Origin of the sequence: Ralstonia soli, from assembly GCF_023955655.1 — a bacterium.
In the GTDB taxonomy this organism is placed as follows: domain Bacteria; phylum Pseudomonadota; class Gammaproteobacteria; order Burkholderiales; family Burkholderiaceae; genus Ralstonia; species Ralstonia soli.
The window spans coordinates 585,641-599,489 of the sequence record NZ_JAMXHT010000002.1 but is presented as its reverse complement, the minus strand read 5'-3'; the positions used below and the strand labels follow the sequence as shown (position 1 = coordinate 599,489).

12 protein-coding genes are annotated in these 13,849 nt (G+C 62.4%); all 12 read right to left on the bottom strand.

Annotation, left to right across the window (positions count from 1 at the left end; translation table 11 throughout):
• Positions 1 to 27 precede the first annotated feature (27 nt).
• Positions 28 to 1,170, bottom strand: a complete 1,143-nt coding sequence (locus NG900_RS06510) for a CaiB/BaiF CoA transferase family protein (RefSeq protein ID WP_252678474.1) — start codon at positions 1,168 to 1,170, stop codon at positions 28 to 30.
• Positions 1,171 to 1,189: 19 nt separating this feature from the next.
• Positions 1,190 to 2,434 carry a CaiB/BaiF CoA transferase family protein gene (locus NG900_RS06505; protein ID WP_252678155.1) on the bottom strand — a complete coding sequence of 415 codons (1,245 nt, stop codon included), beginning with the start codon at positions 2,432 to 2,434 and terminating at the stop codon, positions 1,190 to 1,192.
• Positions 2,435 to 2,499: 65 nt separating this feature from the next.
• Positions 2,500 to 3,690 (bottom strand): acyl-CoA dehydrogenase family protein, encoded by a 1,191-nt coding sequence (locus NG900_RS06500; RefSeq protein WP_252678153.1) that lies wholly within the window; start codon positions 3,688 to 3,690, stop codon positions 2,500 to 2,502.
• A 21-nt stretch (positions 3,691 to 3,711) separates the two neighbouring features.
• A complete protein-coding gene (locus NG900_RS06495; protein ID WP_252678145.1) occupies positions 3,712 to 4,167 on the bottom strand; it encodes a MaoC family dehydratase in 456 nt (151 codons plus the stop codon).
• A gap of 20 nt (positions 4,168 to 4,187) precedes the next feature.
• Positions 4,188 to 5,078 (bottom strand): HpcH/HpaI aldolase/citrate lyase family protein, encoded by an 891-nt coding sequence (locus NG900_RS06490; protein WP_252678143.1) that lies wholly within the window; start codon positions 5,076 to 5,078, stop codon positions 4,188 to 4,190.
• 199 nt (positions 5,079 to 5,277) lie between these two features.
• Complete coding sequence (locus NG900_RS06485) at positions 5,278 to 6,792, bottom strand: class I adenylate-forming enzyme family protein (protein WP_420804129.1); 1,515 nt, start codon at positions 6,790 to 6,792, stop codon at positions 5,278 to 5,280.
• 41 nt (positions 6,793 to 6,833) lie between these two features.
• The gene (locus NG900_RS06480; RefSeq protein ID WP_252678141.1) at positions 6,834 to 8,417 is read right to left on the bottom strand and encodes a methyl-accepting chemotaxis protein; all 1,584 of its coding nucleotides are present in this window, start codon (positions 8,415 to 8,417) and stop codon (positions 6,834 to 6,836) included.
• A 2-nt stretch (positions 8,418 to 8,419) separates the two neighbouring features.
• Entirely contained in the window at positions 8,420 to 9,340 is a 921-nt protein-coding gene (locus tag NG900_RS06475) for an alpha/beta fold hydrolase (protein WP_252678139.1), read from the bottom strand.
• 153 nt (positions 9,341 to 9,493) lie between these two features.
• Positions 9,494 to 10,660 carry a porin gene (locus NG900_RS06470; protein ID WP_252678137.1) on the bottom strand — a complete coding sequence of 389 codons (1,167 nt, stop codon included), beginning with the start codon at positions 10,658 to 10,660 and terminating at the stop codon, positions 9,494 to 9,496.
• Between the two features lie 189 nt (positions 10,661 to 10,849).
• On the bottom strand, positions 10,850 to 12,055 hold the full coding sequence (locus NG900_RS06465) for an acetyl-CoA C-acetyltransferase (protein ID WP_252678470.1): 1,206 nt from the start codon (positions 12,053 to 12,055) through the stop codon (positions 10,850 to 10,852).
• A 66-nt stretch (positions 12,056 to 12,121) separates the two neighbouring features.
• Complete coding sequence (gene fabG / locus NG900_RS06460; RefSeq protein WP_252678135.1) at positions 12,122 to 12,871, bottom strand: 3-oxoacyl-ACP reductase FabG; 750 nt, start codon at positions 12,869 to 12,871, stop codon at positions 12,122 to 12,124.
• Between the two features lie 16 nt (positions 12,872 to 12,887).
• Complete coding sequence (locus NG900_RS06455) at positions 12,888 to 13,772, bottom strand: MaoC family dehydratase (protein ID WP_252678133.1); 885 nt, start codon at positions 13,770 to 13,772, stop codon at positions 12,888 to 12,890.
• Positions 13,773 to 13,849: the final 77 nt, after the last annotated feature.

Genomic DNA, 13,849 nt, shown 5'->3' with positions numbered 1-13,849 from the left:
CCACTCGCCCGATACGGGCGCATTCATTCATTCGAATGCGCCAGCTGACGCAAACGCCTCAATTTCCGCTTGGGAGAACCAATCCGCCATCGCTGCGGCGGCGTTCTCGGCATTGGCTTCTGCGGGCGGTTGCGGATCAGCCGGTGGCGTCCCGGAAAACCGGGGAGCCGGCGCCGGCTGCACAACACCCGCCACCTCGACGAAGGTTTTGCGCGCCTTCAGGTGCGGGTGCTCGAAAGCCTCTTCCTGGCTCAGCACTGGCCCAAAGCAGACGTCGGACCCTTCGAGCAACGCCGTCCACTGTGCGCGCGTTTTTGTCTTGAACGTCTCGGCGAACAGGCGTCGCATTTCAGGCCAGCCGGCGCGGTCCATATGGTTGGCCGGCGCGGCGCCTTCCAACCCGAGCCGCTCAAGCAGTTGCCGATAGAACTTCGACTCAATCGGCCCGATCGACACGAACTTGCCGTCCGCGCATGTGTAGACGTCATAGAACGGCGCACCGGAATCGAGCAGGTTCGTGCCGCGCTCGCCGTTCATCATGCCCGCTGCGCGCAGCCCGATGAGAACGGTCATCAACGAGGCAACCCCGTCGACGATGGCGGCATCGACAACTTGCCCCTTGCCGGAAGCACGCGCATGCAGGATGCCGCTGAGAATGCCGAGCGCCAGATACATAGACCCACCGGCGTAGTCGCCCAGAACATTGAGCGGCATCGTCGGCGGTTGTCCGTCACGCCCGATGGCATCGAGCGCGCCCGTGATGGCGATGTAATTGAGATCGTGCCCGACCGCCTGCGCCAGCGGGCCATCCTGCCCCCACCCCGTCACCCGGCCATAGACCAGCTTCGGGTTCCTGGCCAGGCACGTGTCTGGCCCCAATCCGAGACGTTCAGTCACGCCGGGCCGGAATCCCTCGATCAGGGCATCGGCCTTGTCGATCAGGGATCGAACCAGTTCCAGTCCCTGCGGGTCCTTCAGGTCAACCCGGATGCTTTTGCGATTCCTCAGCACCAGGTCGAACTGCAGCGGCCGGCTGACACCCAGGCCGGACGGTTCCTTGCGATCGACGCGGATCACGGTGGCGCCAAGATCTGCAAGCAGCATGGCACTAAGCGGAGCCGGCCCGATCCCGGCCAGCTCCACGATCCGCACACCGTCTAGCGGTCCCAAGTGGTTCTCCTTTTCGCGCCTAGACAACGCCCTGCTCGCGCAGCGCTTCGATCTCCTGCGGGCTGAGCTTGAGCAGCCCACCGTAGACTTCCGCGTTGGCCGCGCCCAATGCCGTTGCCGGCTGGTCGAACTGCGCTGTGCTGGCCGAGAAGCGGATCGGCAACCCCATCCCGACCGCATCGACTTCACCCAACTCCGGATGCGTCAGGTTCATCAGCGCACCGCTTTCATGCAATCGGCGATCCTGCAGCACTTCTGCCGGCGTGCGCACTGGGGCACTCGGGACTCCGCGCTTGCCCAGCAGTTCGTTCACCACGTCCGCAGCGCTGCGTTGCTGCGTCCAGGCTTCGATCAGCGTGTTCAGTTCTCCGGCATTGCGCATCCGTGGCCCGCGACTGCTGAAGCGGGGATCATCCATGAGTTCCGGATGGCCGATCGCTTCGAGTAGCCCACGCATCCACTCGGGATGGAACGCCACGATGGCCACGTAACCATCCTGCGCCCGGTACACACCAAATGGCGCCAATCGGTCGTGGAAATTGCCTGTGCGGCGGGGGTAGCCTTCTCGGCCAAAGACGTCGAAGTGTTCTTCCGCTACCCATGAGGCCAGACAATCCAGCATCGATACCTGAACATGCTGTCCTTCTCCGGTGCGCCCGCGCTGGATGAGGGCCGCCAGGATGCCATTGACCGCGTACATTGGTGCCACCAGATCCGCAATCGGCAAACCGCAACGCGTCGGCGGGCCGTCTGCATAGCCTGTGACTTCCATCAGACCGCTGAGCGCCTGCACGATGATGTCCATGCCCTTAAGCCCCGGGAACGCACTGGGCTCCCCCATGGCCTTGATCGATGCGTAGACAACCTTTGGATTGCGTTTTCGGACCTGCTCGTAATCCACCCCCAGCTTGGCTGCCGCGCCTTCGCTCAGGTTCTCGATCACCACGTCGACTTCTTCGGCCAGCCGCATGAACAGCTCCCGGCCCTGCTGGCTTTTCAGGTTCAGGGTGATGCTTTTCTTGTTGCGCGCCCGGTTCAGGACCGTGAGCGAGACTTCATCGTCGGCCCGCTGGCCGAAGTTGATGCCCCGGCGGCCAACAAAGGGCGGGTTCGTTCGTGCGATATCGCCACCACTGGGCGACTCGACGCGGATAACCTCCGCCCCCATCCCGCCCAGCAACAATGAGGCGTATGGCCCCGATAGCGCCACTGTGAGGTCCAGAACCCGGATACCCTCCAGCGGCCGAGATTCGTCTGTTGCCACTGCTGTCTCCTTTCTAGTGGACCCGGCCTGCTTGCGACCGGCTCTCCAACTCGACGCTGCCCGTATCAGTACGACTTGGGCAGGCCGAGCACCTTGTTAGAAATGTAGTTGCAGACCATCTCTTGCGAAATGGGGGCCAGTCGCAGCAGGCGAACTTCACGCCAGAGCCGCTCGATGTGGTACTCCTTGGCATAGGCAAAGCCGCCATGGGTCTGCATGGCTTGGTCGCACGCCAGGAAGCCTGCTTCTGCTCCAAGGAACTTGGCTGTGTTCGCTTCCGCACCGCACGACTGATGGTTGTCGTACAACGTCGCCGCGCGCAGCGCCATGGCGTTCGCCGCCTCCAGCCGCATCCAGCATTCGGCCAACGGGTGCGCCACCGCCTGGTTCTTGCCGATCGGGCGGTCGAAGATGATGCGGGAGTTGGCATAGCCCACCGCCAGATCCAGTGCCGCGCGGCCAATACCGATGGCTTCCATCGCCACCACCACCCGCTCCGGGTTCAAACCGTCGAGCAGGTAGTGGAAGCCCTTACCCACCTCACCCACGACGTTCTCTTCCGCTACCTCCAGGCCATCGATGAACACCTCGTTGGAGTCCACTGCAGCTCGACCCAGCTTGTCAATGACGCGCACGTCGCAATGCTTGCGATCCAGGTCGGCATAGAACAGGGTCATGCCTTCCAGCGGGCGCTTGTCGTCACGCGGCGAAGTGCGCGCCAGGATCAGATACTTGGTGGCGTTCTGCGCGTTGGTGCTCCAGACCTTCTGGCCGTTGATCACCCAGCGGTCGCCCTTCTTCTCCGCACGGGTGCGGATCCGCGAAGTATCCACGCCGGAGGTCGGCTCGGTTACGCCAAACGCCATCAGCGTTTCACCCCGCACGAAGCCAGGCAACACGCGCTTCTTCATCTCCTCAGACCCGTGGCGCAGAATCGGCTGCGGCGGGAAGACATAGAAGTGGATAGCCGAGGCACCGCTCATGCCGGCACCCGAGGCACCGATCTCACGCAGCATCACAGCAGCCTCGGTCACGCCCAGCCCCATGCCACCGTACTCCTCGGGGACGATGATGCCCATCCACCCTGCCTCGGCAAAGGCCTTGACGAAGTCCCAGGGGTACTTCTCTTCCTTGTCGCACTCCCGCCAGTACGACAGCGGGAACTTGTTTGCGAGGGTACGGGCCGCGTCACCGACTTCGGTCAGTTCCTGCTCGCGTGCGAGCTGCGTTTCGTAGGCAGCAGACATCTCAGACATGTTCGTTCTCCCGTCTCTGGGTTATTGCTGCGGACGGACCTTCATCAGCCCGACGCGCACGGCCGTGCAAACTTCCTCGTCGCGCTGGTTCATGGCCACATGCCGGAAAGTCACGATGCCGGAGTCATTGCGGCTCTTCGAGAGCCGGGCGTTGACGATCTCGGTGCGCACGCGAATCGTGTCGCCGTAGAAAACCGGGTTCGGGAACTTGATTTCCTGAAAGCCCAGGTTGCCGAGCGTGGTTCCCAGCGTGGTCTCGATGACGGTCACACCAGCCACTAAGCCGAGCAGGAACATGCTATTGACCAGCGGCTTGCCGTAGATGCTGCTCTTGGCGTATTCAGCATCGATATGCAGCGGCGCACAGTTGTAGGTCAGGGACGAGAACAGGATGTTGTCCATCTCGGTCACCGTCCGGCGAATCGCATGTTCGATTACCAGGCCTTCTGTGCAATCTTCAAAATAGAGTCCAGACATCTTCGAGTCCTCGATGGAGTTCAAGCGTTGAAAGATTTGGCCAGCTCGATGATTTCGCGAGCGGTCTTCACGTGGGCGATGTCGATGTGCTCGCCGTCGTAGATCGTGGAAGCACGGCCCTGTGCCTGGGCCTGTTCAAGCGCGGCGATCATGCCCTCGTAAAACGCCACTTGCTCGGGCGTCGGGCTGTACACCTCGTTGATGTCCGCCACGTTGGACGGATGGAGCACCAGCTCTCCGGTCATGCCCAGATTGCGGTCGAGCAGCGCGGCCTTCTTCAGCCCTTCCAGGTCATGCACTTGCTGCCACACGCCGCCGATGGGCAGCTTGCCGGCAGCGCGTGCCGCCATCACGGCGCGCGACTTGAGGTACTCGCTTTCGCGGCCGCCCGGCGTCCACACGTAACCCAAGGCGCGGGCCACGTCGGCGTTCTTTGCGGTCGCACCGCAGATCGCGCCCACACGCTCATGCAGCGCAATCTCGTACGCGAATTGCAGTGCGCGCGCGGTTTCCAGCAGCGGAATCACGCGGGTCGAACCCAGGGCCACGCCGTTGCGGTATTCGGCTTCGGTCAGCATGCGCGAGACGCAATCCACATCCTCCGGCCCGCAGGGCTTGGAAATGACGATGCCCTCCACGTACGGGCTCACCACCGCGAGGATGTCGTCGAAGTCGTAGAGGTGCGGGCTACGGTTGATGCGCACGAACACGCGTTGTTTCTGCTCAGCAAGCCACGCGAGCTTCGATTGCACGATGCCGCGCGCCTCGACCTTCAGATCGGGAGGAACGCTGTCCTCCAGATCCAGGATCAATGCATCGGCTTTGGAAGTGATCGACTTTTCGATCCAGGTCGGCTTGTTGCCCGGCACGAACAGCATGGATCGAATCGGTTTCATCGGAGTGCCACTCATCTTTGTCTCCTTGTTGGGTTACATACCTGTCTAACGTTAGTTAGATTGTGGATGGCAGGTCGATCAAACTCCATGAGGGTTAACCCCAGTCCCGAGGCTTTTGCGGGCAATGCGTGATGGGTGCGGCTCAACGCATGTCAGCTGAGCAGGCTGTACTTCGCGCCATGTGCGCGAATCAGGCCGCCCCCACGCGCTTCGCTCAGAGCTTCGCCGTGAGGTGCTTCTTCAGAATCTTTCCGCTGCCGGACATCGGGAACTCCGCCACGCATTGGATGACCGAGGGCTGCTTGTAAGGCGCGAGTTGTTCGCAGAGGTAGCCCCGCAAACTTGCCTCATCGAAAGCCTCGCCTGCGCGCAACTGCACGTACGCCTCGATGCTTTCATTGCCGTCCTGCGCGGGACGCCCAACGACTGCAGAGCGCTCGACACTCGGAAACGCGTTGAGTACCGACTCGATCTCCGCCGGATACACATTGAACCCAGACCGAATGATCATTTCCTTGAGGCGCCCAACCACAAACAGTGCGCCGTCGTCATGCAGTTCGCCAATGTCGCCCGAGGCGTACCAGCCGCCGTTGCGCATGACGGTGGCCGTTGCTGCGGGATCGCGGAAGTAGCCGGGCATCAGGCCCACGCCACGCAACCAGATCTCGCCGCGCTCGCCCGAAGGTAGGCTGCGGCCGGAGTCCGGGTCGACGATGCGCAACTCAGCGCCTTCGAAGCAATAACCGGCTGAGGTGTCACGACGCCACTCATCGCGGCGGGTGACATGTACGGAGCCGGCATATTCCGAAAGTCCATAGCCGTGATGCAGGGATTGGTTGAACGCAATCTCGACGCGGCGCTTCAACGCCATATCCAGTGGCCCGGCCCCGGCATAGATGTAGCGAAGCGCAGGTGCATCGGGGTGGGCAACGCCCACTCGGCTCATGTGAGACAGCAGCCGCGAGAACAGCGCCGGAGGCCCCTGCAACTGGGTGATACCGTGATTCGCGAGATCTTCTAACGCGTCTTCGGGATCAAATGCCGTACGCATCAGGAGCGCCGAACCAGCGTAAAGAGATGCGACGAGGATGGTCCCAAGCCCAAAGATGTGGGTCATCGGGAGGTATGCGTAGGAACGATCCTCCGGGCCCAACGCCCGGGACTGTGCTGACACGCGGCCAAAGTGCGTCACACCCTCGTGCGTCATCATCACGCCCTTGGGCTCGCCGCTCGTGCCTGAGGTAAAGATGATGGCTGCCACCTTCTCGGCCAGCGGTCCGGTTTCCGCTACAGCGTTGGTGCTCGTTGGGCTACGTAGCAGTCCACTAACGACGGAAGGGCGCGCTTCAAAACGCTCTGCGTGTGCATGTGCCGCGGCGGAAACATTGGCGGTGAAGTAGACAATGCGCGCGTCGGCCTTCTTTGCGAATGCCGCAATCTCGCCTGGCGCCATGCGCGCGTTGACGCCGCACGACCATGCACCGATCCGGCTGCATGCAATGATCAACGCTACATGTTCAGGGCAGTTCTCGGCCACGATCATGACCCGATCGCCAGGACGCACGCCCTCTACAGTCAACTCTGTTTGCAGCGCATCGACCATGACGCCAACATCGGCGTAGGTCAGCGTGGTTGGCGCCTCTGCCGGGCCGCGCACGTGCAGGAAGGCGCGGTCGGGATTGCCCAGCAGGCAGTTCTCAAACAGATCGTGAATGCGTACGTTGGTCATGTCTTTGCGAGCGAGCTGCATGGCGTCCCAGGCGGGCAGGGTCACACCGCCAGTGCACCATCGCCCTCTTGTGCAAGCCCTAGATTGGCGACGCGAAACGCGGACACCGATGCCACGAGTTGCCGGCCCTGCTCTTCGAGCGACTGCGCGGCGACGGCGGCCTCTTCGACAAACGCCGCATTCTGCTGCGTGGCAGCATCCATCTGCGTGACGGCTTCATTCAACTGGGCGATCCCCTTGCTTTGCTCGACGGAGGCTGCCGCAATCTCGCCGGTGATGTCATTTACACGCTGGATGGCCTGCGTGATTTCGCTCATGGTGACACCCGCGGTGTTGACAAAGTCGACGCCGGTTTTGACATGCTCGACCGACGTCTGGATCAATGCCTTGATCTCCTTTGACGCGGACGAAGAACGCTGCGCAAGCGACCGCACCTCGGACGCCACGACCGCAAAGCCGCGACCCTGCTCGCCGGCACGGGCCGCTTCCACGGCCGCATTCAACGCGAGGATGTTGGTCTGGAACGCGATGCTTTCGATGATGCCGATGATCTCGGAAATCTTGTCCGAACTGGCATGGATGTCGTGCATGGTTTCGACCACGCGCGACACAACCCCGCGGCCGCGCTCGGCAACATCGGCTGCCTGTGCGGCAACCTGGCTGGCCTGGCATGCGTTGTCGGTGTTTTGGCTGACGGTGGAAGTCAGTTCATCCATGCTGGCTGCCGTTTCTTGCAGCGCGGCTGCTTGTTGCTCAGTGCGCCGGGAAAGATCCTGGTTGCCCACCGAGATCTGCGTCGTGGCGGAGGCAATGGATTCAGCGGATGCCCGGATTATTCGGATCGTGCCGTCCAATTGTTCCTGCATTTTCCGCATCGCAAAAAGCAGACTGACCCGATCATTGGGTGCCGTCCTGACAACCTCGGTCAGATCGTTCTGTGCGATGCGCGTCGCAATGGCCGTTGCATAGGCCGGCTCTCCGCCAAGCGTGCGCAACATGCTGCGGTTGAGCAGAGCGACAATCGCACTTAGGCAAACCGCCAGTACGGCACAGAGCCCCAGGCTTTGATACAGCGCCGCGCGAAAAGCGGTATCAATGTCATCGACGTAGACTCCCGTGCTGAGAATCCAACCCCAGGGTTGGAACGCGTCGAGATAGGTGATTTTTGGAACTAAGACAGTGCCTTTTGGTTTTGGCGCCTCTGTGTGAATAAATCCTTTTCCATCCCGCTGAATCAAGTCGACGAAGTTCTGAAGGTTCGCAGCAGTCTTCGTATCGAGTTCGCGAATGCTCTTGTTCTCGATCTCGGGAAGGAACGGGTGCATCAGAACGACTGACCCGGTCGATTCAACAGCGAAGTAACCGTAGTCACCAAAGCGCATGTTGCGTAGTGATTTCATGGCCTGGGCCTTCGCCTCGTCAACGGTCATGGTGCCGGCGGCGGCCTGATTGGCGAACGTCCTGACTACCGACAACGCGACTTCGGTCGCGTGCACCAGGTCTGCCTTCCGCTCTTCGAGCCCCATTGCGCGGCTTCGGTAGGCATCGACCACTGCCAGCGATGCGAGCGAAACGAGGCTCAGGATCAGCGGCAGAAACAGCTTTTGGAAGAACGACAATTTCATGTTCAGTTCGGGACGCGGTTGGAGTCGTTCGGAACAGTGCGTACGAGGAAGTCCTTGGCCGCCCTGCCGAACAGGTCGTTGCGATCGCCCGCCACCATGTGGCCGGCTTGGGTGACATTGATGTATTCGGCATGCGGGCACAGTCCAAGAAACTCCCGCACTCCGGCCTCGCTGACGACATCGGAGCTTCCACCTCGCACCAGCAAGGTGGGCACGGTCAGCCGACGCGCACACGCCGATAACCGCTCATAGCGCTGTTTCATTCCGTCCCAGCCTGCGAGGAATTGCGGGTCCCAATGCCAGCGGTAGCGGCCGTCTTCCCCCAGCCGCACGTTCTTGCTCAGCCCTTGCAGATTGCGTCGCGGTTTTGAATGGGGGCGGTACTGGCGAATGGATTCCGCCACCGCTTCCAACGAGGCATAGCCGTCCGGCTGCTGACTCATGAACTGGTGGATGCGGGCCACGCCCTCGGGCTCCGTGTGGGGCACAATATCCACAAGAATCAACGCGCTCGCGTCGAGATGGCCACCCCCGACAGCAGCTAGGCTCGTGGCGCCGCCCATTGATGCACCGACCACGATGGGCCTGCGCCCGCCCAATGCCGTGTTGACGCACACCAGATCCGCCACCATGGCATCGATGCTGTAGTCGCCGTCCGGTGACCAGTCGGAATCTCCGTGTCCACGCGCATCCAGCGCCACCGCAAAGTACCCGGCGGCAGCAAACAGCTCACCGGTTGCGCCCCATGCGTGGCGAGTCTGTCCGCCACCATGCAACAGCAGTACGAGCGGGGCAGCCGGATCGCCCCACACGTCGCCTGCCAGTTGAATGCCGTCGAGCCCCGACCAGTAACGCATCGGTTCCGGACTGCCGGGAAGCCGCTTACCGGCCATTGGCGTCATTGCCGTTTTGAGGTCTTGCATGGAACGCTCTTCCCAAACAGCCATGGGAGCGAGTGAAGAAAAATGGTGGCGGCCAAAACTGGAGACCGCTGGAGGCAAGCCACCACCGTTGAAGTGCGATCGTTCCGTCTGCCTGGCGCACCGGGTGGGCCCGTCAGGCAGACGCCCGCTCAATCAGAACTTGTGGCGCATCCCCACAGCTACGCCCATCATCGAGTTCGTGCTGTTCGGCAACGCGTAGCTTGAGCCGAGGGCCAGGCTGGTCAGGTAGCCGGTTGCCGCTGAATCCAGGGTCAGGCCGGCGTTCCTGGAGTAGGCGGCGCTCAGGTAGAGATCAGTGCGCTTGGAAAGCGAGTACGTCGAGATCAGCGCGATTTGCCACGGATTGGGAGCACCCGTGTCGCCAAACAGGTTCTTCACCTTGTCGTACGAGTACTCAAGCGACAGGCCCACCGCTGGCGTCACCTGATAGTTGGCGCCGACCCAGTAGAGGTCGTCACGCACCATCACGACGTCTGCGGGCGTCTTGCTCTGCGCCCATCGATAACCGCCCATGACCTTCACCGCGCCAACGGTATAGCTCGCGGCAACAGCGGCCTTCTTGACGGTGCCGCTGGAGGCACCGATCGAGGGGTTCCATTGGTCGTACCCGAGCGTTGCCGCGAACGGGCCCGCCACATACATCGCGGCGACACCGTAGGCGCTGTCGCGACGGGTCTGCCCCGGCACTTCGCCGTTGCCGCCGAACGTGACGGCACTGGCGGACGCCTGCGGCACAGTGGTGCCGACGCCGAATGACCAGTGAGCCCACGCCGTCAGCGGGCCAAACTGCCCCATGTACTTAACCGTGTTGTCTTCACGGTAGTTCCCGCCGTCCAGCAGCACCGTCGGTGCGTAAAGCGTGGCGTAGGACAGCGGGCTGAAGTTGGCCAACCCTTCAAAGATGGAGGTGTATTGACGGCCAAAGGTCAGCTGCCCGTAACTGCTGCTCTGCAGCCCGACGAAGGCTTGACGACCAAACAGCCGACCACCTTGCTGGCTCTGACCGGCGTCTGCAGAAAAGCCGCTTTCGAGCACGAAGATGGTCTTCAGCCCGTTCCCCAGGTCTTCCGTTCCACGGATACCCCAACGCGAACCGCCCAGACCTCCGCCCGAACCCATTCGGACAATGTGATTGCTCGGCCCTGCGTTAAAGCCATTTGCGGCCGATGGGATCGCCCCGACGTGGTTGGTGTACTCCACGTTGATATCCATCACGCCGTAGAGCGTGACACCGCTTTGCGCATATGCACTTCCCGTGCATGCGAGTACCGATGCTGCGGCAATATTTGTCAATTTCATCAGCGCCTCCTCCTTTCTTCTCTTGGTGTGGACAAGGGGTTCTCGTCCGGTTTGGTAAAGCTGTTGTGTCGACCTCTCTGCTTGCGAAGACAAAAAGCCCCCATGGAAGCCCGCCAATGGCGGTTTCCCGATGGCTTGATACGTTGTGATTGACGGCCCGCAGGCCGCCGAAAAATTGGAGCGCTGAGGCTAAGCCCGCTCAAAAATGGCCGCGATGCCCTGCCCGCCACCGATGCACATCGTTTCCAGGCCGTAGCGGCCTTCTCCACGCTGCAACTCGTTCAGCAACGAAGTCATGATTCGCACCCCGGTGGCGCCCACGGGATGGCCGAGCGAGATGCCCGAGCCGTTGACGTTCAGCCGGTTCTCAAGCTCGTCCATGGACGAACCCCAGCCCTTCACACAGGCCAATGCCTGACATGCAAAAGCCTCGTTCAGCTCGATCAGGTCCAGCTGATCAAAGCGCAAGCCCGTGCGCTTCAACAGCTTCTCCACCGCCGGCACGGGGCCGATCCCCATCATCGATGGCTCGCAACCGGCTGCCGCCCAGCCGACCAGCCAGCCGATCGGTTCGAGGTTCAGTTCCGCCAGCTTGTCTTCCGCCACCACCAGGCATGCCGCCGCCGCGTCGTTCTGCTGACACGCGTTGCCAGCCGTCACCACTCCATCCTTCATGATGGGCTTGAGCTTGGCCAGGCTGTCCATCGTGGTCTGTCCACGCACGCCCTCGTCCTTGTCGAACAGAACTGTTTCGCCCTTGCGAGGCGAGACATGCAGCCCAACGACCTCGTTGGCAAAGCGGCCGTCTTCCCAGGCTGCGGCGGCGCGGTGGTGGCTGCGCATGGCAAAGGCATCCGAGGCGTCGCGGGTGATGTGGTACGCCTGCGCCAGGTTCTCTGCGGTTTCGATCATTCCGCTGATGCGGCCAAAGCGCGATTCCGGCTGCGACCGTTCGCGGCCACGATCCAGGCGGTCGTGCATCTTGACCGACCCGGCGCGGGCACCCCAACGCATGTTGGTCGTGTAGTACTCCACGTTGCTCATGCTCTCGACGCCGCCTGCCATCACGACGTCGGCGGCGCCGGTCTGCACCATCATGGCGGCGGTGGCGATGGCCTGCAGACCGCCCCCGCAACGGCGATCGAGCTGCATGCCGGCCACCTCAATCGGAAAGCCTGCCTGCAGCGCGACCCAACGGCCGGTACATGGCGTCTCGCCGTTCATGTAGCTCTGCGCAAAGATCACGTCGTCGATGCGCGCAGGGTCCAGGCCCGCACGCTCCACGACGGCGCGGGCGACGGTGGCACCCAGTTCTTCCACCGGCACCCCTTTCAATGCGCCACCAAATGCACCCACTGGAGTACGCAGCGGCGCCACGATTGCTGCTCGTTTCATCATTTCGATTCCCTATTGGCACGGTCGCACCGCGCGCATTCCATTGCTGTTGAGACCGCTGCTGTATCAGCCGTAACGGCCGCCAGTCACGTGCAGTACCTCACCGGTGATAAAGCCGGCTCGCTCGCTCGCCAGGAAGGCCACGGCGTTGGCGATGTCCGCCGGCTGACCCACGCGCTTGATCGGCTGCATCTGCACGGCGCGCTCCTTGATGGCTTCGTACGTCGGCAGCGCCTGCACCATCTCGGTTTCCATGAACCCTGGCGCAATGCAATTCACGGTGACGCCGTAGCGGCCTTCTTCGATCGCCAGTGCCTTAGCCATGCCGATCAGGCCGGCCTTTGCAGCGGAGTAGTTCGCCTGCGTCGGATTACCCAGGTGCGCGCGCGAGCTGATGTTGATGACACGGCCCCACCCTTGCTCGATCATGTGCGGCATGACGGCCTTGGTCGCCAAGAAAGCGCCCTTGAGCATCACCTGGATGACCAAGTCCCAGTCTTCCTCGCTCATCTTCACGAGGTACTTGTCGCGTGGGAAACCCGCGTTGTTCACCAGGATGTGCACACCGCCAAAGGCCTCGACGGTCTCGTCGACCAGGCGCTGCACTTCTGCCGCCTTGGTGATGTCTGCAATCACGGCACGCGCGGTAAGCCCGGCGGCGCGCAGCGCTTCAGCAGTGGCTTCCGCCTGCTCGGCCAGCACGTCGGTCACAACGACCTTCGCACCCTCTTCCGCCAGACGGCGCGCGGTCGCCGCACCCAGGCCTCGTGCCGAACCGGTCACGATGGCCACTTTGTCTTGAATTCCCAGATCCATGTCTAACTCGCTTCTATTACTGGTTTAAATCGACGCGCCCGTTGTTGAGCACAACCACGCCGCGCTCAAGCGCCGTGGTGCGTAGGGAAATCACGTTGCCGTCCCGCCAAAGTTCGGTGCGCAGCGTGTCACCCGGAATGGCCGGCGCGGTAAATCGCACGCGTATCGCACCAAAGCGCGCAGCGTCGTAGTCCAGCACGGAGCGCAGTACCGCATGTGCGGCAACGCCCATCGTTGCCATGCCGTGCAGGATCGGTCGATCGAATCCGGCAGCGCGTGCGACTTCTGGATCGGCGTGCAACGGGTTGAAATCACCGCTGAGCCGATAGATCAGCGCCGCTTGCGCCAGTGTTGGGAGATCACAGACTGCATCCGGCTCCCGCGCGGGAATGGCGTGTGGTGCCGGTGTACTGCCTTCGGTGCCGCCCGGGCCAAAGCCGCCGTCGCGGCGCAGCAGGCTCAACTGCGTGACCGTGGCGAGCAAGGTGCCGTGCTCGGCATCGCGCACCTCGCGCTGCTGCTCCATCAACGCGCCCTTTTCCGGGCCCTTGTCCCACAACGCAGTCACCCGGTTGTGACCGACGACGCGTCCGGCAGGCTGCAGCGGCCGGTGCAGAACGATCTGCTGCTCGGCGTGCACCACATGACGCCAGTTGATGCCCGTGTCCGGCTCACGCGCCCAGAAGCCGGGATACGCCAGCACATTGGCTAGCGTCGGCATGGCCTGCAGCGCCTCGCCTTCAACACCTTCGTAGACAAATCGCAGTTGACCGACATCCAGCGGATCGGCGCCCAGTCCGACGCCCAGGGCATACAGCTGCGTATCGCGCGCCCCATAAACATGCTCGATGGGAGCGAATGGCCGCGAGAGAAGGTGTTGAGGGTTGAGCTGCGTTGACATGACGGGTTCGGAAAATCATCCCGCAGACGAAGCGCGCGGGGCATGCCAACAATCTCGTGCGTGAGATACCCCGGGTC